Below are 23,219 nucleotides of genomic sequence, written 5' to 3'. Positions count from 1 at the left end.
ATTGCATTGCTCTGAAAATTAAGCCCTAGTACCGCACCGACACCAATAACACTCAGGGCTCCCGTGACAGATTCCACTCCGGTCATCGAGATCAAAAACCTACACAAGAGTTTCGGCAATCTTGAGGTGCTGAAAGGGGTGGATATTACGGCCAGACGCGGCGATGTCGTGTCCTTGATCGGCTCGTCTGGGTCCGGCAAGTCCACCCTACTGCGTTGCTGCAACCTGTTGGAGGACAGCCAACAGGGGGAAATCCTGTTCAAAGGTGAACCGGTGCGATGGGCGGGCAATCTGCATCACCGCCGCCCCGCCGATGCCAAACAGGTCCTGCGTATCCGCACCAACCTGTCGATGGTTTTCCAGCAGTTCAACCTATGGGCCCACATGACGATTCTGCAAAACGTGATGGAAGCCCCCATCACCGTTTTGGGGCGCGACAAGGCCGAAGTCGAAGACAGTGCTCGAAAGTACCTGGAAAAAGTAGGCATTGGCGACAAGTGTGATTCCTACCCTGCCCAGCTATCGGGCGGCCAGCAGCAGCGCGCAGCCATAGCCCGTGCGCTTTGCATGGAACCCGAAGCCTTGCTGTTCGACGAACCGACTTCGGCGCTGGACCCCGAACTTGAACAAGAGGTGATCAAGGTCATCAAGGATCTTGCCGCCGAGGGCCGGACCATGATCATTGTCACCCATGACATGAAAATGGCAGCCGATATTTCAAGCCACGTTGTTTTCCTTCACCAAGGCCTCATAGAAGAAGAAGGCTTGCCGGAAGACATCTTCACGACCCCTGAATCCGCACGGCTTCAGGGCTTTCTCTCCGCCACCAAGGCGGCATAATTTCAGGACAGAACCAACTGGGGAGATACCAATGAAAAACCTGATTCTGACCACAGCAGCACTGGCGCTGACCGCGGGCATCGCGATGGCTGACACCGTCCGCATGGGAACCGAGGGGGCCTACCCTCCGTATAACTTCATCAACGATGCCGGCGAAATCGACGGGTTCGAGCGTGAAGTAGGTGACGAACTGTGCAAGCGCGCCAATCTCGAGTGCGAATGGGTCAAGAACGATTGGGATTCGATCATCCCGAACCTGGTCTCGGGCAACTACGACACCATCATCGCGGGCATGTCGATCACGGATGAGCGCGACGAGGTTATCGACTTTACCCAGAACTACTTTCCGCCCACCGCATCGGCTTACGTAGCGGCCTCGGACGGTGTTGATCTGGACAGCGGTATCGTGGCGGCGCAAACCGCGACCATTCAGGCTGGTCACATTGCCGAAAGCGGTGCAACCCTGGTCGAGTTCGCGACACCCGAAGAAACCATCGCTGCCGTCCGCAACGGTGAAGCCGATGCCGTTTTCGCTGACAAAGACTATCTGGCACCGCTGGTTGAGGAATCGGCTGGCGAACTGATCTTCGTCGGACCTGACGTTCCGCTGGGCGGCGGCGTTGGCATGGGTCTGCGTGAAAGCGACGCCGAGCTGCGCGGCAAGTTCGATGCGGCCATCACCTCGATGAAAGAGGATGGCAGCCTGAACGAACTGCTGGTCAAATGGTTCGGCGAAGGCGTTCCGACCTATGGTGCTGACGGTTCGATCGTAACCAACTAAGCCTTTTTGACACCGGTTCGGCGCTTTGCGCGCCGGACCACCCCGGTTTTGGACCGGGCCAGACGTTTGAAAGACGCCTAATGTTCTCCTACTGCGCTGATCCCGATACGCTCGGCACATTCCGATGGTTTTCCTGCTATCTGACCAACGGCGTGCATTGGTCTTTCTACCTGTCATTTGTCAAAGTGCTGGCTCTGCTGGCGGTGACAGCCCCCGTAGCGCTGGGGTTCGGCTTCGCTGGCGCAATGGCCGCGCGATCGCATTTCCTACCGCTCAGTTGGCTGGGAAAGGGGTATATCGCTATCGTGCGCGGCGTGCCGGACATTGCATTCTTTCTTTTCTTCGTGATCGCGCTTGATCAGGCGTTCGAGTGGACCAGACATCAGGTTTTGTGCCCGGATTGGACGGAACCGGTAAGACAGGGCAACGACTTCCTCGTCTGTCAGGCTGCCAAACTGCCACTGGGCAGCGCGCCCGAATGGGTGCATGAGACATACGGGTTTTTCCTCGCCGTCATCACGTTCTCGATCGTGTTCGGAGCTTTTGCGGCCAACGTCCTGTTCGGTGGGATGCGGGCCGTGCCGCACGCCCAGTTGGAAACAGCCGCAGCTTACGGCCTGACCCCTCGCCAGACCTTTTGGCGCATCCTGGTGCCCCAGATGTGGGTCTACGCCCTGCCCGGCCTCTCGAATCTCTGGATGGTTCTGATCAAGGCGACGCCACTGCTGTTCTTGCTTGGCATCGAAGACATCGTCTATTGGGCCCGCGAACTCGGGGGCACCAAGACGTCGCGGTTCACCGACTACCCGCATGGCGACTGGCGCATGTGGTACTTCCTGTTCTTGCTGATCTTCTACCTTGGCATGACCCGGATTTCAGAGATCGGGCTTGAGAAACTGATGCGTCGCCTGTCTCACGGCCAAGCCACCTCTGGCGGAGAGCTGCTGCGCAAGGAGACGACCGCATGAGCTGTTTGCAAACCATTCAGGACTACGGTCTGCGCTCGATCGGAATTGGTGAACGCTTGCTTCCCAAGACCGACTTTACGCTGTGCGAGCATTTCACCCTGATCGGCTCGGGGATGATCTGGAATATCTATTTCGGGATTGTGGCTCTGACCACCGGCTTCTTTCTAGCAACGGCCGTGGCACTGGGCAAAGCGTCACCGAACAAATGGTTTCGCAAACCCTCGGAATGGTTCATTTTTATCTTCCGCGGCTCACCCTTGTTCATCCAATTCTTCTTTGCGTACTTCCTGTTCCTGTCTCTGAAGAAGTCCTACCCGATGTTCGATGCGTTCACCTCGGCGTGGCTTGGGGCGCTGATCGTGCTGTTCCTGAACACGGCAGCCTATTCAGGCGAGATTTTCTACGGTGCCCTGCGATCCATTCCCAAAGGCGACATAGAAGCCGCCGATGCCTATGGCATGTCTGGCTGGTCCCGCTTTCGCCGTATCATTTGGCCCACCATGCTGCGGCTCGCGTGGCCTGCTTACACGAACGAGGCGATCTTCCTGTTTCAGTCTACAACGCTGGTCTTTTTCTCGGCGTTCCCGGCCTGGCAACAACGGGGCGACGCCCTGTATTACGCCAGCTATTTTGCAGACAAGACCTTTAACCCATTCGTCCCCTACCCGATTCTGGCCTTTTACTTCATTCTGCTGACGCTGGTGATCGTCTGGGGGTTCAGCCTGGTCAACAAACGACTGAACCGCCACCTGCCAACAGCACAAAAAGCCAAGCTGAGGTTCCGTCTTAACCTCGCCCGCTGACCCACCTGCGTTAGAAAACAACCAATGACGGGCTTGCAAACGCAGGCCCGTTTTTCGTTCCGACACGGAATTTCAATACATTGCGCGGGGATATATTAGGAAGAAGTGGTACCGCCTCCCTGGCTTGAACAGGAGACCTCTGGATCCACAATCAAGTGCACTACCTTTTCCCCTATTACCCACACATTGCGATAAGGATATAAAAATAATGACTATAGCCTCGTTCTGAGTGCTCTGATTTCACCCCCCTTACCCCTGGTTTATCATTTTTGGAGTTGCCTCAAAGTTGCCTTGAGCGTATTTCTGAGGTCGACAGTCAAGTGTTCTGAAAACGAACCCCGCCCCGACTGCAATCGGAACGGGGTTCTTGACCCAGACGATGAAAGGACCATCGCCTATGTCTGCAAATGTAGTGCCCCTGCCCAAGTCGGAAGCCCAGCCCGAGGAGCCGCGCCGCTTCCGGTTCGGCAAGCAGACCCTCACCCGCGCGACCACGGTATTCGCCGACACCACCGGCGTCACGCTGCGTGACACCGACTTGCGCGGGTTCGTGTGCCGCAAACAGACCTCGGCGTGGATGCTGGGTGTCGAACGGAAGGTGCGGGGCAAGCTGTACCGCATCAGTATCGCCGAGTTCGCCCCGGCAACCAAACCCGGCACCATCGAAGCTGCCCGCGATAAAGCGCAGGCAATTATGGCTGAGTTGGCCGCAGGCACCTATCTCAGCCCAACCGACAGAGCGGCGATGGACGCACGTGAACGCGACCTCTTGGACTTGACAATCTACAGTGCGCCCACATTCCACGGGCAGGAAAACCCACACGTCCGGGCCTCCACCATCGAAAGCTACGGGTACGCCGTGAAACGGATGTTTCTCGCCGATGTAAGGATGAGCGACATTACGCCCGAGATGGTGCGGGACGAATACCGCCGCATGCTGGGCGTGACTTCCCCGGCCTCGGCGTCCAACGCACTGCGTTCGGTTCGGGCGCTGTGGCAGTCATGGGCCGACGCCCATCCCGCAGGACAGGAGCCATCTCCCAACCCGGTGAGCAAGCTGACAGGCAAGCGCAAGGCGGTTAAGCCCACACCTCCTCGCGAGGGTGCGCTTACACCGACTGAGCGCCCGCTGTGGTGGACAGAGGCCGAGCGTCTGGCGGTTCACCTCGGGCCGACTGGCACTCTGTATCGTGCCTTGCAGATGCTGTTCCTGACGGGTTGTCGCCGCGATGAAATCCTGCATCTGCGCTGGATGGAAGTCGGGGCCAATGTCATCACCATTCCCGCCGAGCGGATGAAGGCGGGCGTGGAACTCAAACGCCCGATAACGCCCGGAATGCGCTCCATCCTTGACGCCCAGCGCGGCGCGTCTGACGAATGGGTGTTCCCGGCAGTGCGGGGAAGTGGGCCAGCCCGCGACCCTCGCAAGGCCCTGAAACGCATCGGCGTCGGCGACATCACACCGCATGATCTGCGGCGGACCTACATTTCCACCGCTGAGATGATTGGCGTACCGAGTGTAGCGATTAAGATGCTGGTGGGTCATAGCACGGGTGACATCACCGAAGCCTATGCAAAATCTTTACGCCCCCAACTCCACGAATTTGCCGAGCGTATCGAGACCGGTCTGCTGTCATGACCCCCGACGACCTGACATCACGCGACCTAAAAATGATAGCGATGATAATGGCAATGGAGATGGCCAACAAACCCGACGCGAAGCAGCAAACGACGGCCGCGCTCATCAAGAACGCCGTCGCCGCTGCTGCTGCTGACAGTCGTTGGCATGTCGTTCGGCGACTCGTTGAGATAGCTCTCGAGCGATCCGACCCTGCTCGCCCGAAGGTGTCGGAACTTGAGTACACTGATCTGCTCGTGAGAGTAGCCCCCGTCTTTGCCGACATGTGGCCCCTCGAACCAACTCAGCGAAACTCTTTTATCCGAGAGTTTTGCAAGCTCACCGGACGGCGACTTGAAACGGCCCGCAGGTACCTACAAAAACGAAACAAAGGTCTTACACCCGGTAGGGCCCGTCTCGAAGTCGAAAGTTTGTCGCGTTTCAGCCCCTGAAAGACTTTGTTTTCCAAGTGCGCGCACTTGGAAAGCAAGACTGTAGCCACACGTGAAAAAATGGGAATATTGGGTGGCACCTTAAACGAATCGAAGGTGCTGAAATGTCCATTTATCCCGACACCCCGCCTGCCGACGCAGTAATGCTGACCGAGCATCAGAAGGCGGCGGAGCTTCAACTAAGCTTGTCCTTCTTGCGCAAGGACCGGCTGAGGGAACATCCAAAAATTCCATTCGTAAAGTTTGGCGGAGCGGTCCGCTATCACCGCGAGAACAACGCGCCGTTGAAATCCGACGCCGCGCAATGACGACCCCCGCCGAGAAACGCTTGGCGTCCGTATTGTCGGAGATGCACTATGGATGAGTTTCTGGAAAAACTGTTCACCCGGTCGGTCTACGATATCGGCCCCACAGAGAGCGTGTGCATTGGCGTTCAATACAAGAGCGGCGCATATGTCGCCCGCCCGTGGCCCTTCAGTATTCTGACCGGGGCGGACACGCATTTCTCCCTGCACTTGTTCGAATTCAACACGCCCACCACGGCGCATGACTTCCGGCGGCGCAAGGAACGCTGGACTGGGACGCCGCTGATCGGTCTGGACGACGTGGGCGAGGTGAAGAACGGCGTCCGGATCAAGGAGCCGCCGGTCAAGCCCACGCTCATCCTCGAAACTAAGCCGGGGTCCACGCAATGGGTTTACGCCCTGAACCGAATTGTGCGCGACCCTAGCGAGGTCGCCACGGTCCTGCGCAGCGCGTCCGAGGGCGGACTGACGGACCCGTGCGTGACCGACATCACGCGGATTTTCCGCTTACCCGGTTCTCTGCCGCCAAACAAGCAGGTGCCGGCCAAACTGGTCTATTCGGATTTTTCCCGGCGGTTCAATCCGGATGTTCTGGTCGAGAAGGCGTTCCAGGTGCCGCTGGTGCAGGAAACCGTCTCGGTCTACCGCACCGGCGGTGCCGTGCCGCCAATACAGGACGATTTCCTTGCTTACGTCGATCCTTCAACGTGCAAAAAAATCTTCACTACTCGGGGCGACAATGGGAACTGAACATACAGCATCACCGCCAATCAAGTAGCCCCACGGCTGGTTTTGAATTATTTTTCTGGGATCGATTTTGCATGGAAGAAGGCTACTAAACCCCTCCCCGCAACAAGATGTTTTTTTCGGCAAGACGGCACAAGTTATTCGTCTTTTTCATAGACAATAAATGGCGTTTTTTTAGCCACCTTGTCGTACAGAACTCGACCTGCGTAGTTGAATTCTTGAGTTGTCCAGTAGGTGGTTGGAACACCGTCCTGCTTGGCGATCTGGAAGACAGAGTCGATCAGAGCTCGACCAACGCCTTTTCCCCTGACCTTTGGATCAGTGAAAAGATCCATAAGATAACACGTATCCTCCACCGACCACATGAACCTATGGTAGAGATAGTGCGCTAATCCAACCGGTTTTCCGTCCAACTCAGCGATCAGACAATTGTATTCGCCTGCATCCGTTGACAACAGTCTATTGAAGGAAACCTCATAGACTTCTTCTGGGACAGAGGTCTCGTAGAAATCCAAGTATGCTGTCCACAGTCGGCGCCACTGTTCGTTGTCTCGCAATTCGAGCGGACGGATAGTTAAGCCTTCTGGCATGGATGGTTTCTCCTTGTTTTTTTATGCGTTCAATCGAGATCGCGTAATACAGTCAAATGAGCTAATGCCCGACATCCACTCGGTCATGTAAAAGTGGAATGTCCTTATCCACCGCCTCGCCCAACTCCTGGGCGTATCGATGGCCTGAATAAACCGCTGCCGCAATTATCGCCGGAGCGTCACAATCACCAATACGACGAAGGCTAAACTTCAAGTCCTCAAAACTCATCCGCCCTAGCAATCCGCTGTAGAGGCCATCATTTGGCTTCCGAGCAGTAACCATAACAATATTGGCAACCGGAACGGTCACACTTGGCCCACCATAGGTGCACTCCAACTCTGCGATTTCGCCATCGAAATGCTTGAGCGACTTTGACGGCAGGACCTCAACCCCCAATCGAAGCAGATGCGTTCGGATGCGCCAACGTTCGGACGTTTTTTCGGCCCAGTCAGAAACACTGTCAGATGGTGTAACCAGCGTGACGGCATTTCCCTGAGCCCGTATTTTCTCAGCGATAACGCTGGCCATGTAGTAGCCGTCCCCATCGAAAACGAGCGTCGGTCCATCGGGAAGCTTTCCATCCATGATGTCATCGGGGGTGAAAACGCGACTTAGGACGGCTCCTTCTGCGACCGGGACAAAACGTTCTTCGTCAAAATAATCCTTCCGCCAGGTCGCGCCGGTTGCGATCGCAACGTGGTCAGCATCAACAGCCAAGATATCGTCAACTGTCAGCGGGCTTTCACGGTAGATTTCAACGTTGGGCATCTCGATCAATTGCTGCTCGCGATAATCTTTGACGCGAATGTACTCGCTCATTCCAGGCAGAGCCGCTTCGCGAGAGACCCTGCCACCCAACTCACGAGTAGCTTCTGCCAATTGAACATCATACCCACGCACGCCAAGTGCCCGTGCTGCTTCCAGTCCAGCAGCGCCTGCCCCTACGATCAGAACGCGTGCATCTGAGGGTTTCTCACGAATGATTTCAGGGTGCCATCCTTTGCGCCACTCCTCCCCCATTGTTGGGTTCTGAGTGCATCGAATAGGTACCCCTATCGAGTCACTGGCGTAACAAACATTGCATCCGATACACTCGCGGATCGAGGACAAGCGCCCTTCCTCAATCTTTTTGGGAAGGTATGGATCAGCAATCGACGGGCGCGCAGCCCCAATGAAATCCGTAATCCCCCGCCTGACTTGCGAGACCATGGTATCCGGCGACGTGAAACGACCAACGGTCACGACGGGCTTGTCCGTCACGGATTTGACCCAATGCATGTAAGGTTCAAGTGCGGCCTCTTTGGTAAAACGGGACACACCCATCTCGACAGAGTAATCTGCGATGTTGATATCCCACAAATCCGGCAGGTCAGAGAGCATCTCAAACATCTCTCGTCGCTCACCATAGATTGGCTGGCCATCCTCGCCGATCTCTTCGTCTGCCGAGAACCGAACGGCCACAGCGCACCGGTCGCCAACGGCGTCTTTGGTTTCCTGAATTAACTCCCGAGTAAGTCGCACCCTGTTTTCTAAGCTGCCACCATATTCGTCGCTGCGCGTGTTCACGCGCGGATGTAGAAAGTTCGAGATCAGGTATCCGTGCGTTGCGTAAACATAGACAACGTCAAAACCCGCGTCTCGTGCCCTTATAGCGGCCTTTCGATGCCAGCGGCGTAAATCCCGGATGTCCTGCTTGTCCATTGCGCGTGTCTGAAAAGGGTGCCCTTTCGCATTGGGGCGACTGTCTACATCCATGCTCGGCAAGCGGGAAAACAAGTTGTTCGAGTTGGCGCCTCCGTACCAAAGCTCAGCCCCTGCAAGGCTACCGTATTCGTGAACCGCATCGGTCATAAGCGCATGCGCCCGAACATCACTGTCATCCCAAAGCGACGCATAAGGGTGCGGCAGGTCGTCAGATGATGGATGGATAGAGTTGTATTCCGTGCATATGACGCCCCATCCGCCTTGCGCCTTCACTTTGCGCATCGCGGCAAGTGTGCGCGGGTATTGCCAGCCCATACCGGTACAGTGTGGTACCTGATAAAACCGATTTGGCGCAGTAACCGGCCCGATTTGGATTGGTTCGAAAAGGATGTCGTAGCGAGAGTCCCTACCCATATTTTTAGCCTTAGTTAGCTGCGTCATTCGCTGGATGATTTTTTTTGAAGTTTCCGGTTTGAGAGCCGTTCTGTTTCAATCACCGTTGTTGAACACGGGCATTCGAAAGTGATCCGGGTAGACCTTGGAAAGGAAGGCGGTGATGTGATCCCGGGCAACAGAACGTTGAAAATTCTCGGGGTAAGTCAAAAGCTCTAGCCAGATTCCGTCGTAAAGAGCCTCGAGTATGTTGGCGACTTGCGTTGGCGGGATATCGTCGTATCCACCGTCCTCAGAAATTTCGGAACACAGGCGCAGCGCGATATTGTACCGCTCCTGGTCGATGTCATTGATAAGATTGCGGTAGACTTTGCGCCGCCCTGCCTCTCCAAAAAACGCAAACCAAACGGCTAGTTTCTTTGGAGTGCAAATTTGGGGGTGAAAATGCGCATCGACGATAGCCAACAGCTTTTCTGGCGCTGACAAGCCTGCGCTATCGAAGGCTTCCAACCACTGTTCGTGGTGTTCGTTGGCGAGAAACAGCAGCGTTTCTTCGAGCAATTTTTGTTTGCTTTTGAAGTGGAAGTTGACGATGCCGAGCGACAGACCTGCAATCTCGGTCACGGTGGACATGGTCGTTCCGCCAATTCCGTTCTGAGCAATCGAGTCGATTGTAGCGTCGATGAGTTGCTGACGCCTCACCTCTTTGGACTCGGTACGTCGTCGCCCCTCAGGGTTTGTTTTTTCGATTGGCGATTGTCTCACCCGAATGCATCCCATCAACTAAAGCAGTTCATCGGTTTTGCCTTCCCCCAACAGCCATTTTCATCCAGCCAGTGAGGATTTGACATCTAAAGGTTATATGTCATTGATTGAATGATCATTCAATGATGAAGGGAAAATGATGTGAAAACAATCCCCATGTTCGCAACCGTCGAACTAAAGTTCCGACCAAAACGTGAAAAGCGGGTCGTGTACCATAGAAATAACCCTGCGATGTAAAGCCCCCAGAGGCTCAATGCGATCCTCAATGGCCACCCACGCTGCATCGGCCTGCAATTGATCCCTAAACTCGATAACTGCCATAAGCGAATGATCACGCTGCTCGTCGGTATCGTAGCCACTTGTGGGGTTGCGTATACACAAAGGCGTCCCGTTCGTGGCTAGACCTGTCGTGACCAAATGTTCGACAAACGCGCTCCAAGCTTGCTCGAAGGCGTCGAATTCGACGGTTGGCTTCAAATCAAATTGGTTCAACAGTCTTGGCATTCGTCACAAACCTTACGGCAAAGCATCGTCAGCCAAACTTATGCAATTCCCCCCGCAAGGCAAGCGCGAGGCCCATAGATGATCCGCAACGAAAACCCCGTCATCGCGAACAGTCTGTGGTCAGCAACTGCAGCTTATCCGACCGAGTACCCCCAACTCGTTGGCGAACAGAAATCGGACGTGACTGTGATTGGAGCAGGGTTCACCGGGCTTTCGGCAGCGATTCATTTAGCCGAGCAAGGCGTCAACGTTATTCTGGTCGATGCGCAGCACCCAGGATGGGGAGCGTCGGGACGCAATGGCGGCCAAGTCAACGTGGGCCTAAAAGACGGGCCGACGGGCATCAAAGCAAAGTTTGGAGATTTCAGGGGAACCAGAATGATCCAAATGGCCGGTGACGCTGGCGACCTTGTGTTTGACTTAGTGGACCGGTACGACATTGAGTGCGATGCAAAGCGCCCTGGCTGGCTGCGCGCCGCTCATACCCACAAAACACTCAGGGAATTGCACAAGCTAGCCGAGGATTGGGACAAATACGGCGGGGGCATGAGACAGCTTGATCAAAGCGAAATGAAACGTCTTACCGGGACCGAAACCTACCTTGGTGGTGTTCTGGATCGCCGCGGTGGTGTTTTGCACCCGCTGAATTATGCACTTGGACTGGCTGAAGCAGGTCGCCGCAATGGCGTGCAAATCTTCGGCGAAACGCCTGCCAATCAGATTAAATCCGAAGCCGGCCGCTTTCGCGTCGAAACTCCCAAAGGAGCTGTCATCTCAGAAAAAGTGCTGATCTGCACGAACGCCTATTCTGGAGATCTGCATCCGCGGTTGGCTAAATCAGTTTTACCCGTTCGCTCGGTTCAGGTAGCCACGTCGCCCCTGTCCGACAATGTCCGCCAGTCAATTCTGCCAGAAGGCAACGCTTTGTCAGACGCACGACGCCTACTTCTCTATTTCAGGCAAGATGCCGACGGTCGCTTTCTGATGGGAGGTCGCGGCACCTACAACGACAAGTCCACTCTCAAACAAATTGAGCGGTTGAAACGCATTTCTGTCGAACTTTTCCCCCAATTGTCCAGAGTTCAGTGGGAATACGAATGGGGTGGCTTTGTCGCTTTGACAAAAGATCATTATCCACACCTGCATGAGATCACTCCGGGGGTTATGACAGGTCTGGGATACAATGGGCGCGGCGTAGCCATCGCCACGGCAATGGGGCGTGTCCTTGCCAAATGGGCAACAGGAACCAAAGCGGACGAGCTGGAATTTCCGGTTACTCTCCTCAAACCACTGCCCTTCTCATTCGCGAAAGAAACTCTTGTCGAAGCAGAAATCCTACGCCTTAAACTCTTAGACAAGTTGGGCCTTTAGTGAGCTGGCAAACAGCGCCGACTACCGGTTTTTAGAGAAGAAGCGAAAGGTCAACGCGATAGCGGCCAAAGAGAGACCTGAGCCGTACCCAATCCAAACTCCATTGGGGCCGAACCCAAGCCAAAAGCCCAGCGCATATCCAAGCGGCAATGCAAAAACCCAATAGGCAATCAGGGTAATAGCAACAGGAACGTGATTGTCCATCATGCCCCGGAAAGCGCCTAGCATCGTTCCTTGCACACCATCTGCAACCTGCATTGCCGCAATCACAAGGAACATCGATATCGCGAGAGAAACGACCTCTGGGTCATCTGACAGGCTGTTTGCCAAAGGGGCTCGGCCAAACAAAATACCAGTCACGACAACGGCCATCCAACCAACGACCACCAACAACGAAGCCAACACAATCGGCTTCAACCTTTCTCTTTCATCGGCACCAATTGCCTGAGCTACGCGTATCGAAATCGCAATCGAAACGCCTAACGGCACCATGTAAATGACGTCACTGACCGCGGAAACGATTTGATGCGCGGCGAGCGCGGCGGCGCTGAACCAACCAAGCATAAGGCCGGCAACTGCGTAAGCGGCCCCCTCCCCCAGATAACCAACGGATATAATGAAGCCTTCTTTGATCTGCGCTTTGACCTCGGACCAGTCGAAAATCTTGGCCCTCAAGAAACCTCTCTTTCTTTTCCACACTCGCAAAATCACGAGCGCCATGATCAACGGCACTATCTGAGACAACAGACTTGCCATCCCGGCGCCGAGGAGACCCAGACCCGGCCAGCCACCAACTCCATGGATCAAAACATAGTTTGAAGGGATGTTGAAACCGACCGCAAGAAACGCAAGACCAACTCCAATCCACGGACGGTCCATGGCGTCAAAAAGAGCCTTCAGAGTATAGAAAACCGTAAAGGGCACCAAAAGTAGGCACATCGCGATCCAGTACCCACCTATTAGACTGACCACTTCAGGCGGCTGCCCAATCCAAGAAAGAGCAGGCTTAAGGCAGATCATTGCAACAGCGCCAACTGACCCCACGACCAGGGCAACAAAAATCCCGGCGCTTGTCGCTGCTGCCAGCCCTTGGTCACTCGTTTTCCCAAAAGCTTCTGCCATGCGCACCCCAATTGCGGACACAAAGCCGTAGAGCGCTGAATAGAAAATAATCAGCACCGAGGCCGTAATTGAGACCGCCGCCAAAGGAAGCGTTCCCAACGGGGCCACCATCACTGTGTCAACGACACCAATCAAAGCAGCAGCAGCAAGAGAAATGACGATCGGGAGAGCAAGCCGCGCAAGGTAACGCGCCTCTTTTATAATGGCGCCCCAGGATGGCCGAGGCCGCTTCGATATCCGCACTCGCGTCATATTGTGGGGCCTTTCAGTCGAAATTGACTAAGCCGTATCTCCAAGTAATTCTGGAACCAATCGAACAAGGCATCCCCAGGCAGCTTGCTCCGCCTGCTTTCGGCTCAGGCCTTCCGGAGCGAGATGCAATCGTTGCCAATAGCCATCCGTCAATGTCTCCATCCATTCAGCCATTTGATCTGCTGAAATAGCGTCGTCTGCTGAGAGCAGTTCATTCCAGATCAATCTCAAAGTCTCTCTTCGACGTGTCTCAAAATGCTCGGCAACTTCGTCATACTGCAGTTGAAATCGAAGCTCGCCCCAAAATGCATACCAAAGGGGCAAGACATCGGGACCACAGGCTTCCGGGTGGAAGTCAGCTTTTATCAAAGCCCTTATCTTTTCGGCCGGCTTGTCCCCTGCTAGCTCTAAAGAAGCTGTCCAGTGCTTTTCGTAACGCTGGTAAAGGTCGCGCAAAGTTTCTGTCAGAAGACCTAGTTTTGACTTGAAGTAAAACGCCGCGACACCCTGAGAAAGCCCAGCCTCAGACGCGACCGTTGCAAGCGTCGTTTTTGCTAGTCCATGGGTCAATATAGAGCGGCAAGCCGCGTCCAGCAGCTGCCGGCGACGACGATCTGCGTTCTCCTTCCGCTCTTTGCGAGGACGTTTCCGCTCAGCTTCGACCAATTGTCGCTCCTCCTACGAATGCAGCCATCTACAGCGCGCAAAAAAGATGCGTCAATAGCTTGAAATTTATTTGAGCGCTCAAATAAACTTTACGAACGCGCACCCGATCTGTAAACGGAAGAGAAAGGGATGGAACAATTTGACGGTTGATAACAGATACGATGTGATTGTGGCTGGCGCTGGTCACAACGGATTAACCGCCGCCGCCTATTTGGCGCGCGCTGGCATGCGTGTTTTGGTGGTCGAAAAGAACGACTGGATCGGTGGCGCGGCAGTCAGCCGGTCGTTACACGAGGGTTGGACATACTCGAACTGCTCATACGTTTGTTCCCTCCTGCGGCGCGAGATTGCTAGGGACCTCGAGCTACCAAAATACGGTCTTCAGGTTATTCCGTATGAAGGCGGCGCGAGCTTCACGCGCGATGGGGATTACTTCGCCTACTATTCCGACCACAACGCTCTGAAGCGTGAGATGGAACGTCATTCTGAAAATGATGCCGACGCCTATCGCCGCTATTCGCAAGCCATCATGCGGCAATGCCGTTTTATCCGTCCGTTTTTACTTCGGGACGCACCGGACCCCGCTTCTCTCCATCCGCGCGATCTCGGCGAACTGGCATACCTCGTAAAAAAAGCACATGGGCTGGGTAATCGGGAGCTTGGTGAAACGCTGAAATTCTGGACAATGTCCATTGGTGACTTTCTAGATGAACACTTCGAAAACGACCTGATTAAAGCCCATTTGGCAGGTTCAGGTATTATCGGAACCGGCCTCGGAGTGTACTCGCCCGGGACGGCCTACGTACTTCTTCATCACTACATGGGGGACATTGATGGCGGCATCGGTGCTTGGGGTTTCGCGCGCGGCGGGATGGGCGCGATCTCGAATGCGATTGCTGCCTCATTCAAAGAGCACGGGGGTACGATCCATACGGGTTCGGGGGTTGAGAAAATCCTCAGTAAAGACGGCCGCGTTGAAGGCGTGGCTCTTGAAGACGGCAAGGTTTTTTATGCCCCTGTCGTTGCCTCCAATATGGATATCAAACGCACTGTTCTGCACCATATTGACGCGGCCGAGTTACCGGATGACTTCACCAAGGCGGTGCGAAACTTCAAAATCCGTGGGTCTTCGGCTAAACTCAACATCGCTCTTGACCGCTTTCCAAATTTCCCTGCAGCACCCGAGCACACCAGCTTTCTCAGGGGTGATTTGCATGTGTCGCAGAGCCTCCTTGAACTTGAAAAGGCCTATGATGATTGGAAAGTCGGGCGCTGGTCGGAAAAGCCTTATATCGACATGCTCATCCCCAGCCAGATTGATCCGACTATGGCGCCAACAGGTGCCCACATGATGACGGTTTTCGTCCAATATGCTCCTTATGATCTAGAAGTCGACGGCGTTAGATCCGCAGAGAATTGGGATGAAAAGCAGCGCAGCGCGATGGCAGAAACTGTACTCGACCAGATGTCTGTGGCCTGTCCCGATATTCGCGAGCGCGTCGTTCATATGGAAGTGCGTTCACCATTGGAAATCGAGCGCGAGGTCGGTCTAACAGAGGGCAACATTTTCCAAGGCGAACTAACTTTTGATCAGCTTTTCTTCAATCGGCCCGTCCCGGGTTGGTCGCAGTACAATTTACCAATCAAGGGGCTTTATTTGTGCGGGTCGTCCGCTCATCCCGGCGGTGGGGTTATGGGAGCCCCAGGTGCAAACGCTGCCCGGGCTATTCTCAGGAAAGAAACACGACATGGCCGAATGAAGGGGTATGCCGCATGAGCCAATTTGATGCGATTGTTATTGGCGGCGGTGTAAACGGCCTGATTGCCGGAACACTACTTAGTAGACGCGGCAAGAATGTCTGTATAATCGAGAAATCCGACAGGTTCGGCGGCATGGCGTCTTATTCTGTGGACGGCGGCCCGACTCTCGCCCACTCGCTTTACAACCTGAGCTCGCGGGCCTTGGGTGATGTCGGCATAGATACTCAACACCCTGTCCTGTCCGGTAAACCCGTCTCCACAGTCTCTCTGTCTGAGGATGGGCGGCACATCGTCTTCAAGAACGACGGCGTGTACTGGAGCGACGGGACGAAACATCCGGAATCAGATGCCTGGTCCGTTCTGACACGCCAGTTAATTACGTATGGAGACCTTTTGCGCCAACTCGCCGAGGCTCCACCTCCTGGGGGTCAAAAGGCCATCCTTTCCAGGGGTGGACTCAACGAGTTTTTGCGCCTGGCAAAACTGGGCATAGGCCTGAAAAAGCTGGGTAAATCTGAAATGCGGCGTTTCCTGCAGATTGTCTTATCCAATGTCCAAGACATTGTCATAGATGACCTTTCGGGAGGACCGGTGGCTGGAATGCTTGCTGCTGATGCAATCTGGGGGACAGCCACCGGTCCAAGATCTCCGGGCACGGTGTTCAATTTGATCTATCGTTTCGGTCACGGAGGGACCATCACTCAACCAGCAGGCGGGATGTGCGCGTTAACCGACTTGATGGTGGAAGCTGCACAAAAGGCAGGTTGCCTGCTTATGCCGGACACTGAAGTATCCCGCATTCTGTTGGATAACGATGCAGTCTCTGGAGTGGAAGCCACTGATGGACGAACCATTGCGGCACCCATTGTGCTCAGCAACCTTGCCCCAAAACTAACAAGCCGAATGACCGGCCCATCTGCCTTTGACATCGAAACGATGCGGCGAGTGCGAAATATACGGGCGCGTGGAACAACGGCAAAGGTCAATCTACGGCTAAGGGATGGCTCCGCCCTACCCGGCCTGAGCGACGAGTTGGCTCAAGAACGTCTTATCTATGCTCCCTCTGTGGAATACGTCGAAGCTGCGTTCAATCCGGCCAAGTATCGTCAAATGTCCAAAGCACCTGTGATTGAAGCCTTCAAAGTGCAGACAGCCGACGGGGCAAGCTGGCTGTCAACCATTGTGCAATATGCGCCATCTGACCTTGAAGGCGGCTGGACCGAGACTGCAAAGGAACAGCTGGCGCAAATTACAGTTGAAACTCTTAGCCGCGCCCTGCCCGGCTTGGGTGATCAAATTGCAGGTAGACAGGTTATAACACCGGATCAAATCGAAAGCGCAACCGGAGCGCCCGGCGGGCACTGGCACCATGCAGAAATGTCTTTGGACCAGCTCCTGACACTTCGGCCCGCGAACGGGATGTCCAGATACTCCATGGGGCCGAAAGGGCTGTTCCAATGCGGTGCAGCAACGCACCCCGGTGGTGATGTCATGGGTCTCGCTGGTCGCAATGCGGCGCTGGCGACACTAGAGGCTCAGCCATGAGCATCTTTACCGATCCAAAACTCGGTTTGATACCCGGGCCGTTTCACAAAAAACTCGAAGAGCAAAATCGCGCACAAAATTGGTACGATTGGGCCGGCTATGCTGCCCCAGGTCTGCTGGACAGTGTCGAGTTCGAGTACTTCGCGCTGCGAAATCAGGCATCCTTGTTCGACATCTCGCCAATGCACAAATACCGATTGACCGGGCCAGACACGACCGCGATGCTCAATCGCCTCGTGACTCGGGACGTCCGAAAAATCAGCGTTGGTCGCGTGGGGTACGCAGTCTGGTGTGATGAAGAGGGTATGGTCATCGATGACGGAACTCTTTTCCATCTTGGCGACAACGATTGGCGCCTTTGCTGTCAGGAACAAATGCTGACTTGGTTGCTAGATGCTGCATGGGGGTTTGACGTTTCAGTCGTTGACGAAACTCACAGTGTTGCTGGACTTTCGCTGCAAGGGCCGACCTCTTACGCAGTTTTGGAAGCCGCTGGTTTAGATGTCAGCAAGCTGAAGCCATTCGATCTCGCCCAAATTGACCACAGTCTCATGATCTCGCGGACGGGTTTTACCGGTGATTTAGGTTACGAGCTCTGGTGCGACTGGGGCAAGGCAGAAGCGCTTTGGGACAGAATTTGGAAAGGTGGCGAACATCAGGGACTGCGCGCCATTGGATACGAAGCTGTAAACTTGGCCCGCATCGAAGCCGGTTTTCTGACCGCAGGTGTGGATTTTCAACCGGTTCATGCTACCGAACGGTTGCACCGAGGCCAAACACCATTCGAACTTGGTCTGGGCCGGCTAGTCGACTTCAACAAAGGTCATTTCAATGGCCGGCGAGAGCTGCTGTCCAAGCGAGAGGCTCCAAAAAGCCTCCTCATGCGTTTCGATGTTGAAGGTTTCAAGCCCTCAGAAGGGTCATTGATCTACAACCGACGCAAAAAAGAAATTGGACACATAACGTCCGGAATATGGTCGCCGACCGCCAAGCGCAACATTGCGTTGGCCCATGTCCGTATGCCGGATGCTGGTCGGTCATCCGGCTGGAAGGCCGAGATTTACACTCTGCAAGAAGGCAAATGGCGCACCAGGATGGCGCGCCTCACACCTGTCACCAAAGCCTTTTTCGCACCGCCCCGCGCGCGTGCTACGCCACCGGCTCGTACCTAAAGGAGAAGCAGACGTGAACACCCTAGGTAATACACCAACCGACGGCGACCTTGTCGCTTGGGATCGCGACCATCACCTACATCCTTGGGCCGGAACCGACGGCTTTGGGTCCGACGAGTACATGCGGGTAAATACAGCGGATGGTATCTACCTTTGGGATGCTGCCGGGAAGCGATATATTGATGGCCCTGGCGGAATGTGGTGCACACAGATTGGATATGGGCGTCAAGAGATGGCCGATACCATTTCTCAACAGGTTATGAAGATGCCCTACGCGTCGCCGTGGTCGTTTACGACCGAACCCGCGGCCGTTTTGGCGCGAATGATCGCCGAACGTACACCAGGCGATCTGAACACGGTGCACTTCACGACCGGTGGGTCTACGGCCGTTGACACCGCACTGCGGACCGCACTTTTCATGAACAAACGGCTTGGCCGACCGGAGAAGAGGATCGTGATCAGCCGGGAGAAAGGCTACCATGGATCTACCTTTCTCGCCGCGACTGTCACTGGGAAAGAACGTTTCGAAACGAGCTTTGAGAAAGCTCAGGATCTGGTGCGTTTCCTTCCAGACGTGAATCCCTACCACCGGCCAGAAGGCATGAGTGTTGATGCCTGGTGCGACGCCAAAGTTGCTGACCTTGAGAGCCTGATTGCTGAGGTAGGTGCCGACCGTGTTGCCGCCTTTATCGCTGAACCGATCCTGTGTTCCGGTGGCGTGATCGTTCCACCTCCGGGTTATCATAAGCGCACGCTCGAAATTTGCCGGGCAAACGACATTCTTTACATTTCGGATGAAGTCGTAACCGGATTTGGAAGGCTGGGTCATTGGTTCGCCTCAGAAGAGGTCTTTGGCATCGTCCCTGACATTATCACTTGCGCAAAAGGTTTAACCTCGGGCTATCTGCCGCTAGGTGCCTGCGTAATCTCGGACGCAGTAATGAAACGCATTTCAGACGCACCGGGCGACGATGTTTTCTACAACGGCTACACATACTCCGGGCACCCTGTGAGCTGCGCGGCTGCCATTAAAAATATTGAAATCATGGAGCGCGAGGACATTCTAGGACACGTTCAACGCGTCACACCGCATTTCCAGGACCGCCTAAATCAAATAAAGGAAAAGTTTCCGATAGTTGGGGATGTGCGCGGTCACGGGCTCCTCGGGTGCATAGAATGTCGCCCTGAACTGAACGTCGAGAGTTATGAAGCGCATGTGAAGTTTGGACAGAAACTGGACGATGCGTGCGAGGAGATGGGACTCCTCTTGCGACCATTTGGAAACATGGCCGTGTTCTCGCCCCCTCTGATCATAACTCTGTCGCAGATAGACGAAATGTTCGACATCATGGAAGCTGGTATGGCGCAGGTCAGCAAGGACTACGACGCATAACGGTCATCGCGCCCATTCAAAGTTCCAGTCAGATCAGGCAGGTTTCCGACCACGGATGTGATGCGGGCAATGCTCTCCGGTTTTCAACACTGGCTGCATAGCGTCCCAGATCTCGATCTGATGTTCAATAAACTCCGCACCATGACGAGCTTCCCAGTCGACTCGGTTTGGCCCGGTCAATTCCTCCAGCTCAGTAGCTGATACCTGAGCATACCAAGCGTTGCGGTTGACTAACTCTACGTCTTCAAAGCCAGCCAGCTCCATAGCAGCGCGGTACTTAGAGGGCGACGCCATCTGAAACTCCAAGGCTTCCATCTTTACGTAGTGCGCCATTTCCGGTGACATCTCACCATCATGATTGGTCAGCCAGTCAGAAGCAGCGAAATGACCGCCTGGTTTGAGCACACGATAAGCTTCCGCAGCCATCGTTACCTTGTCGGGGATGTGGATGATCGAGTCCTTCGAAAACACAACGTCAAAAGTACCATCTTCGAATGGCATTGGACCTGGAGTGACCTGTATGATTTCGACCTTTCCCTCCAGATCCGCCTGCCTAACTCGCTCTTTCGCAGTCGCGCAAACCGGGGCTTCTACATCAATCCCCGTAACTCTAGCGGCGCTGAACTCCCTTGCCATCAACACTGCGATCGCCCCAGATCCGCATCCTATATCAAGGATATGCTTATCTTTCAGATGAACCCCTTCAACAACACGAGCAACTTCTTCAGGGCCTCCCGGTGAAAGAAATCCCTCCCCCCAAAGCTCCTCCAGAAAGCTAATTGCCTGTTGGTCATATAGGATTTCGTCTGACATAGGATTCCCCCGCATCTGATTGTCAGTCAGTCACTGTAGTGAAACCTTTTCTCTCATCTCAGACAAGCTTTATCGCGAAATCGCAGGTCGAAGATTCAGCTATAATTGAATGATCATTCAGTCAGTAGACATCAAGTAATTTGACTGGTATTCGGAGATAAGAACGCCTAAAAGGATTTTCTCGCAATGGCTGACACCCTACCGACGCATGCCCAAACCGTGATTATTGGTGGGGGCTCGATCGGCGCGAACACGGCCTATCACTTGACTAAGCTCGGCCATACCGATGTTGTCGTTCTGGAACAGGGACAACTGACATCAGGGACCACTTGGCATGCCGCCGGCCTGATCGTAGCTGGCCTCCTTAAATCCGAAGCTGAGTGCGCTATCTACACGCACGGTCGAGACCTTTATGCGAACCTAGAGAAGGAAACCGGTATATCCACAGGTTTCCGCGACGTTGGATATCTGCAGATTGCAACCAATGAAGAACGCCTGCATGAGATGCGCCGCGTCGCCGCCTTCATGCGGCGTTTTGGGATAAACAACCACGAAGTCTCAGTGAAGGAAGCGCAGGATATGTTCCCTATAGGGGACCTATCAGACGTCGTTGGAGCATTCCTCATTCCGGAGGATGGTCGGGCCAACCCGGTGGACGTGACAATGTCTCTGACCAAGGGAGCCAAAAACAGAGGCGCACGTTTCTTCGAAGGTGTGCGGGTTGAAGAGATTTTAGCCAGGAACGGCACCGCGACAGGAGTCCGCACCGCGAACGGTCATACCATAACAGCCGAAAACGTTGTGATCTGCGGTGGCATGTGGTCTCGCCAACTTGGTGCAAAACACGGTGTAAATCTACCGCTCCAGGCGGCTGAACACTACTACCTGATAACGGAAAGTATCCCGGGCCTACCTCGCGATCTACCCGTTCTCGAAGACCCTTCCACCTTCACTTATTACCGTGAAGAAGTCGGCGGGATGATGTTAGGGCTTTTTGAGCCCTGCGCTGCGGCTTGGAAGCTCGATAGTATCCCGGATGAATGGCAATTCGGAGAGATTGAACCAGACTGGGAACGTGTTGGGCCCGACCTGGAGAAAGCCTATTCGCGCGTGCCTGACACCATGAACTACGGTGTCAAAAAACTATTCTGCGGTCCTGAGAGCTTTACGCCTGATCTTGCGCCGCTTGTTGGCCCGACGCCTGAACTGCGCAATCTCTGGGTTGCATGTGGGATGAACTCACTTGGCATCCTGAATGGCGCGGGTACGGGAATGGTTTTGGCCCATTGGATGGTGGACGGCTTGCCGCCCATCGATGTTACCGGCATCAACGTCAATCGCTTTTCCCGTGAAATGGCGACACCGGCCTTTCGACGCGACAGAACACCTGAGTTGCTGGGAAAGCTCTTTGGACAGCACTACCACAATGAGAACTACAAAACGGCCAGAAACGTTAAGCGTTCAGTGCTCTATGACCGTCTCAAAGCGGCCGGAGCATTTTTCGCCGAAGGAAATGGTTGGGAACAACCTGATTGGTTTGCTCCGACGCCCGAAGAGGCCAAGGTCGAGAACTATAGTTGGTATCGCCAAAATTGGTTTGAATGGCACGCTGAAGAACACCGGACAGCACGCGAGGATGTCATCGTAATGGACATGACATCAATGGCGTGTTTCAGCGTCGAAGGACCGGGTGCCTGCGCCCTACTCTCTCGCCTTTCTTGCAATGACGTTGATGTTGAACCCGGTCGTGTCGTCTACACAGCCTGGGTAAATGAACGGGGTGGTTTTGAGGCTGACCTTACAGTTACCCGGCTATCCGATCAGAGATACTGGGTCATCGTAGGAGAAAACTCGGCGGGTCATACCGAGATGCGCATGCGACGGCACATCTTGGACGACGAGAACGTAGTTATAACCGACATCACCGCAGGGCGCTGCCAAATCAACGTTCACGGCCCCAAGTCGCGCGAACTACTGTGCAGAATATCCGGAGCCGATTTGTCGGACGAAGGTTTTCCCTTCATGACGGCGCGTGAAATCGACATCGGATATGCCGTAGTCATGGCCTATCGCGTGACGTTTATTGGAGAACTCGGCTGGGAGCTTCACGTACCCGCCACTCAGGCCGTGCAGACCTACGATCTGATTATGGAAGCAGGTCGAGATCTGGGTGTTCGCAATGCTGGAATGCAAACTCTCAACTCCCTACGGCTAGAGAAGGCTTATCGTGATTTCGGAATTGACGTGGACAACACGGACAACCCAATTGAGGCCGGGCTTGGTTTTGCCGTCAAATTGGACAAACCTGGTGGCTTCATCGGCAGGGAAGCACTCGCCGCGATCAATGCGAAAGGCACGCCCAACAACCGGATGTTGCAGTTCCTACTAAAAGTCCCAGAGCCTCTCATGTACGGCAATGAGATGATTTATCTAAACGGCAATGAAGTCGGATATATTCAAGTTGGCGGATATGGACACACGCTCGGCGCTGCTGTCGGCATTGGTTTTGCCGAGATTGACGAACCGTTGACCGCGGACATAGTCGCTACGGGGCATTGGCAGATCGAAATTGCAGACGAGAAGTATGATGCAACCGCCTCGCTCAAACCGCTTTATGACCCCGGCATGCAAAAGATAAAGTGTTGAAGCGGCC

Annotated in this window: 21 protein-coding genes; 14 read left to right on the top strand and 7 right to left on the bottom strand. The window is 54.6% G+C overall.

What is annotated here, in order from left to right; all coding sequences use genetic code 11:
- Positions 1–63 precede the first annotated feature (63 nt).
- From ACR0KS_RS03680 to ACR0KS_RS03645, 8 genes are all read left to right on the top strand, one after another.
- Positions 64–840, top strand: coding sequence for an amino acid ABC transporter ATP-binding protein (locus ACR0KS_RS03680; protein WP_170383625.1), 777 nt, complete (start codon positions 64–66; stop codon positions 838–840).
- Positions 841–871: 31 nt separating this feature from the next.
- On the top strand, positions 872–1,621 hold the full coding sequence (locus ACR0KS_RS03675) for a transporter substrate-binding domain-containing protein (RefSeq protein WP_170383623.1): 750 nt from the start codon (positions 872–874) through the stop codon (positions 1,619–1,621).
- Positions 1,622–1,701: 80 nt separating this feature from the next.
- Positions 1,702–2,589 (top strand): ABC transporter permease subunit, encoded by an 888-nt coding sequence (locus ACR0KS_RS03670; protein WP_170562725.1) that lies wholly within the window; start codon positions 1,702–1,704, stop codon positions 2,587–2,589.
- Positions 2,586–3,392 carry an ABC transporter permease subunit gene (locus ACR0KS_RS03665; RefSeq protein ID WP_170383619.1) on the top strand — a complete coding sequence of 269 codons (807 nt, stop codon included), beginning with the start codon at positions 2,586–2,588 and terminating at the stop codon, positions 3,390–3,392. Before ACR0KS_RS03670 ends, ACR0KS_RS03665 begins: the two co-directional genes overlap by 4 nt.
- Positions 3,393–3,789: 397 nt before the next feature.
- Entirely contained in the window at positions 3,790–5,031 is a 1,242-nt protein-coding gene (locus ACR0KS_RS03660) for a tyrosine-type recombinase/integrase (RefSeq protein WP_170482738.1), read from the top strand.
- The gene (locus ACR0KS_RS03655) at positions 5,028–5,462 is read left to right on the top strand and encodes a hypothetical protein (protein ID WP_170803170.1); all 435 of its coding nucleotides are present in this window, start codon (positions 5,028–5,030) and stop codon (positions 5,460–5,462) included. The genes ACR0KS_RS03660 and ACR0KS_RS03655 overlap by 4 nt, the downstream gene beginning before the upstream one ends.
- 104 nt (positions 5,463–5,566) lie before the next feature.
- A complete protein-coding gene (locus ACR0KS_RS03650) occupies positions 5,567–5,770 on the top strand; it encodes a hypothetical protein (protein WP_170549186.1) in 204 nt (67 codons plus the stop codon).
- 48 nt (positions 5,771–5,818) lie between these two features.
- Positions 5,819–6,517, top strand: coding sequence for a hypothetical protein (locus tag ACR0KS_RS03645; protein WP_170562722.1), 699 nt, complete (start codon positions 5,819–5,821; stop codon positions 6,515–6,517).
- A 134-nt stretch (positions 6,518–6,651) separates the two neighbouring features.
- On the opposite strand, the gene ACR0KS_RS03640 is transcribed toward ACR0KS_RS03645, so the two are convergent.
- The 4 genes from ACR0KS_RS03640 to ACR0KS_RS03625 all read right to left on the bottom strand — a co-directional run bounded on the left by ACR0KS_RS03640 (position 6,652) and on the right by ACR0KS_RS03625 (position 10,471).
- A complete protein-coding gene (locus ACR0KS_RS03640) occupies positions 6,652–7,104 on the bottom strand; it encodes a GNAT family N-acetyltransferase (protein ID WP_170482750.1) in 453 nt (150 codons plus the stop codon).
- A gap of 61 nt (positions 7,105–7,165) precedes the next feature.
- Positions 7,166–9,223, bottom strand: coding sequence for an oxidoreductase (locus tag ACR0KS_RS03635; protein WP_170562719.1), 2,058 nt, complete (start codon positions 9,221–9,223; stop codon positions 7,166–7,168).
- Between the two features lie 75 nt (positions 9,224–9,298).
- The gene (locus ACR0KS_RS03630; protein ID WP_371810595.1) at positions 9,299–9,967 is read right to left on the bottom strand and encodes a TetR family transcriptional regulator C-terminal domain-containing protein; all 669 of its coding nucleotides are present in this window, start codon (positions 9,965–9,967) and stop codon (positions 9,299–9,301) included.
- Between the two features lie 174 nt (positions 9,968–10,141).
- Entirely contained in the window at positions 10,142–10,471 is a 330-nt protein-coding gene (locus ACR0KS_RS03625) for a hypothetical protein (RefSeq protein WP_170482760.1), read from the bottom strand.
- 78 nt (positions 10,472–10,549) lie between these two features.
- Between ACR0KS_RS03625 and ACR0KS_RS03620 the strand changes: the two genes are divergently transcribed.
- Entirely contained in the window at positions 10,550–11,842 is a 1,293-nt protein-coding gene (locus ACR0KS_RS03620; protein WP_170482764.1) for an NAD(P)/FAD-dependent oxidoreductase, read from the top strand.
- A 21-nt stretch (positions 11,843–11,863) separates the two neighbouring features.
- Here ACR0KS_RS03620 and ACR0KS_RS03615 read toward each other — a convergent pair whose 3' ends face one another.
- Positions 11,864–13,216, bottom strand: a complete 1,353-nt coding sequence (locus tag ACR0KS_RS03615) for an MATE family efflux transporter (protein WP_170482767.1) — start codon at positions 13,214–13,216, stop codon at positions 11,864–11,866.
- A 27-nt stretch (positions 13,217–13,243) separates the two neighbouring features.
- The gene (locus tag ACR0KS_RS03610; protein WP_170482771.1) at positions 13,244–13,882 is read right to left on the bottom strand and encodes a TetR family transcriptional regulator C-terminal domain-containing protein; all 639 of its coding nucleotides are present in this window, start codon (positions 13,880–13,882) and stop codon (positions 13,244–13,246) included.
- Between the two features lie 139 nt (positions 13,883–14,021).
- Here ACR0KS_RS03610 and ACR0KS_RS03605 point away from each other — a divergent pair, with 139 nt between their 5' ends.
- Genes ACR0KS_RS03605 through ACR0KS_RS03590 form a run of 4 tightly spaced genes read left to right on the top strand, consistent with a single transcriptional unit; the run spans position 14,022 to position 19,753 of the window.
- Positions 14,022–15,659 carry a phytoene desaturase family protein gene (locus ACR0KS_RS03605; RefSeq protein ID WP_170482774.1) on the top strand — a complete coding sequence of 546 codons (1,638 nt, stop codon included), beginning with the start codon at positions 14,022–14,024 and terminating at the stop codon, positions 15,657–15,659.
- On the top strand, positions 15,656–17,188 hold the full coding sequence (locus tag ACR0KS_RS03600) for a phytoene desaturase family protein (protein WP_170482778.1): 1,533 nt from the start codon (positions 15,656–15,658) through the stop codon (positions 17,186–17,188). Before ACR0KS_RS03605 ends, ACR0KS_RS03600 begins: the two co-directional genes overlap by 4 nt.
- The gene (locus ACR0KS_RS03595) at positions 17,185–18,360 is read left to right on the top strand and encodes an aminomethyl transferase family protein (protein ID WP_170482781.1); all 1,176 of its coding nucleotides are present in this window, start codon (positions 17,185–17,187) and stop codon (positions 18,358–18,360) included. The genes ACR0KS_RS03600 and ACR0KS_RS03595 overlap by 4 nt, the downstream gene beginning before the upstream one ends.
- 13 nt (positions 18,361–18,373) lie before the next feature.
- Positions 18,374–19,753, top strand: coding sequence for an aminotransferase (locus ACR0KS_RS03590; RefSeq protein WP_170482785.1), 1,380 nt, complete (start codon positions 18,374–18,376; stop codon positions 19,751–19,753).
- Positions 19,754–19,786: 33 nt separating this feature from the next.
- Here ACR0KS_RS03590 and ACR0KS_RS03585 read toward each other — a convergent pair whose 3' ends face one another.
- Positions 19,787–20,566, bottom strand: a complete 780-nt coding sequence (locus ACR0KS_RS03585; protein ID WP_170562716.1) for a class I SAM-dependent methyltransferase — start codon at positions 20,564–20,566, stop codon at positions 19,787–19,789.
- Between the two features lie 186 nt (positions 20,567–20,752).
- Between ACR0KS_RS03585 and ACR0KS_RS03580 the strand changes: the two genes are divergently transcribed.
- Positions 20,753–23,212, top strand: a complete 2,460-nt coding sequence (locus tag ACR0KS_RS03580; protein WP_170482791.1) for a GcvT family protein — start codon at positions 20,753–20,755, stop codon at positions 23,210–23,212.
- Positions 23,213–23,219: the final 7 nt, after the last annotated feature.

It is taken from the genome of Ruegeria sp. BC7 (assembly GCF_056539165.1).
This window is presented reverse-complemented; position numbering and strand designations above follow the sequence as displayed.